The 2,561-nt window shown below is 58.4% G+C and carries 3 protein-coding genes; all 3 read left to right on the top strand.

From position 1 onward, the window contains the following. The first annotated feature begins 38 nt into the window (after positions 1-38). The 3 genes from ACXJ5O_RS24065 to ACXJ5O_RS24055 all read left to right on the top strand — a co-directional run bounded on the left by ACXJ5O_RS24065 (position 39) and on the right by ACXJ5O_RS24055 (position 2,457). Complete coding sequence (locus ACXJ5O_RS24065) at positions 39-836, top strand: DUF6651 domain-containing protein (protein ID WP_457302106.1); 798 nt, start codon at positions 39-41, stop codon at positions 834-836. Positions 837-941: 105 nt separating this feature from the next. Then, on the top strand, positions 942-2,096 hold the full coding sequence (locus ACXJ5O_RS24060; RefSeq protein ID WP_457302105.1) for a P22 phage major capsid protein family protein: 1,155 nt from the start codon (positions 942-944) through the stop codon (positions 2,094-2,096). A gap of 61 nt (positions 2,097-2,157) precedes the next feature. After that, the gene (locus tag ACXJ5O_RS24055; RefSeq protein ID WP_457302104.1) at positions 2,158-2,457 is read left to right on the top strand and encodes a hypothetical protein; all 300 of its coding nucleotides are present in this window, start codon (positions 2,158-2,160) and stop codon (positions 2,455-2,457) included. The last annotated feature ends 104 nt before the right edge of the window (positions 2,458-2,561 follow it).

The raw sequence follows: 2,561 nt of genomic DNA, 5'->3' as shown, positions 1-2,561 counted from the left end.
GCCCATATCAAAGGCCGGATGGCCGGAAAGACTGAACGATGAAACTCAAACTTATTACCATCGACGGCAAGACTTTTGCTGAAATTCAGGATGGCAAGCCCGTCTATGTGCATGAAGATGGCAAGGAAGCGGCGTTTGACGCTCCAACGACCGTCGCCACGATATCGCGCCTGAACGGCGAAGCCAAAGCGCATCGTGAGGCTAAAGAAGCAGCCGAAGCGAAATTGAAGGTGTTTGAAGGCATCGACGACGGCGAAGCTGCCCGCAAAGCGCTCGAAACCGTCAAGAACCTGAAGGACGGCGAACTCGTCACAGCCGGCAAGGTTGAAGAAATCAAGGCTGCGGCGAAGAAGGCTGCAGAGGAGCAAGTCGCACAAGCCGCCAAGGCGAGTGGCGAGCAGATCAGGACACTGGAAAGCGAGCGCGACAAACTTCGCGATGACCTTTACGGCGAAAAGATCGGTGGAGCATTCTCGCGGTCGAAGTTTATCAGCGACAAAGTCGCCATCCCTGCCGATCTGCTTCAGGCCCAGTTCGGTTCCCGCTTCAAAGTCGAGGATGGCAAGACCGTTGCCTATGACGCCTCCGGCAACAAGATCTATTCGCGCAGCAAGCCTGGCGAGATTGCCGAGTTCGATGAAGCGCTCGAAACCATCATTGATGGTTATGCCCACCGCGACGCCATTCTCAAGGGTACCGGGAACAGCGGTACCGGCTCCAAGGGAACCGGAACCAATAACCACGGCGCCAAGCAAATCGGTCGCGCCGAGTTTGAAAGTCTCGACCCTGCGAGCCGAGCAGCCAAGATGAAGGAAGGTTTCACCGTAACCGAGTGAACCTGATCCAATTTGCCGTGGCCCGGATGGGTGGCGGTGTTCCGGGCTGGATAGCCCAACCAACCCCAAAACATCGCCACTCAATGCCACGAAAGGGCTAAAACGATGACTAATACCATCACGGGTCTATTCCCGACCCTCTACAACGCACTCGACGTCGTATCGCGTGAACTGGTCGGTTTCATTCCGGCTGTTTCCTCGGATATGACATTCGAGCGCGCCGCCGTCGGCCAGACTGTCATTTCTCCCGTCGCACCGGCCGCTACTGCCACCGACATCACTCCCGGCGTTACGCCTCCGGATGATGGCGATCAGACCATCGGCAACGTGTCGATGACCATCACCAAGGCCCGCCGCGTTCCTGTCCGCTGGAATGGTGAGCAGAAACTCGCCCTCGACAACAACGGCGCCAGCTATAACATTATCCTGCGCGATCAGTTCGCCCAGGCCATGCGTACGCTGTGCAATGAAGTGGAAGCCGATCTTGCTGCCCTTCACGTCAACGCTTCCCGCGCCTATGGCACGGCCGGCACGACACCGTTCGCGACGAACCTTGCTGACACCGCCCAGGTCCGCAAGATCCTCTCGGACAACGGTGCGCCACTCAGCGACCTGCAGATGGTCATCGATACCTCTGCCGGTGCCAACATGCGGACACTCACGCAGCTCTCCAAGGCCAATGAAGCAGCCGATACCTCGCTTCTGCGCCGCGGTGTGCTGCTCGACGTGCATGGCTTCGCTATCCGTGAATCCGGCCAGATCAAGACTGCAGCGGCTGGTACGGGTGCATTGGCAACCACGAATGTAACTGGTTATGCTGTCGGCGCCACTGTTATCACGCTGGCTGCGGCCGGTACGGGTACGGTTCTTGTCGGTGACGTCATCTCTTTTGCCGGCGATACCAGCAAGTATCTGGTCGTAGCAGGCGATGCGGACGTCTCCAATGGTGGCCCGATCACTCTTGCCGCTCCCGGCCTTCGTAAGGCCATTCCGAACGCTGCAACGGCGGTCACCCTGTCAGCCACGTCGGCCCGCAGCCTCGGCTTCGCCCGCTCGGCGATCGCACTGGCAACCCGCGCTCCGGCACTTCCTGAGCAGGGCGATCTGGCTCGTGACCGCACGCTGGTCACCGATCCAGAATCCGGCTTGACCTTCGAAGTCGCGATGTATCCGCAGTATCGCCAGATGCAGTACGAAGTGTCTCTCGCTTGGGGTGTCAAAGCCGTCAAGGGTGAGCACATCGCTGCACTGATCGGCTGATCTGAACCATAAGCCGGGGCTTCGGTCCCGGCTCCTCTCCTCGTAAAAAATGGAGTTCGCAATGTCGAACACTATCCAGGTCAAGCCATGGTCCGACGATCAGGGTGATTTCGTCATCATTAACGRAGTGGATTTCGATCCGAAGTTCCATGAATTGCTGGACGGCACGGCGAAGAAGCCTGCTGATCCTGTGGTCATCGACAAGACAGCCCTTGAAGTCCTCGCCATGGCGTCCGACTCCGCGGTTGCATTCCCGACGTTCCGGTCTGCTGCGAAGAAGCTGCTCGGCGACAAGATGTCTGCAACCAAGCCCGAGATCATCGCGGCGCTTGAAGAACTCGCGACGAACCCCGACGCCTAAGCAGATGACGACCATCGCCTATAGGGACGGCATCATGGCTGCCGATAGCCGTGCCTATGGCGGTGACAAGCGCTAGATCGGCATGAAGACCAAAATACATCTAT

It is taken from the genome of Phyllobacterium sp. P5_D12 (assembly GCF_054049495.1).
This window is presented reverse-complemented; position numbering and strand designations above follow the sequence as displayed.

What these genes read in the sequence shown, in the direction of transcription:
- ACXJ5O_RS24065 (WP_457302106.1), top strand. Translation starts at nt 39, where the DNA reads ATGAAACTCAAACTTATTACCATCGACGGCAAGACTTTTGCTGAAATT.
- ACXJ5O_RS24060 (WP_457302105.1), top strand. Translation starts at nt 942, where the DNA reads ATGACTAATACCATCACGGGTCTATTCCCGACCCTCTACAACGCACTC.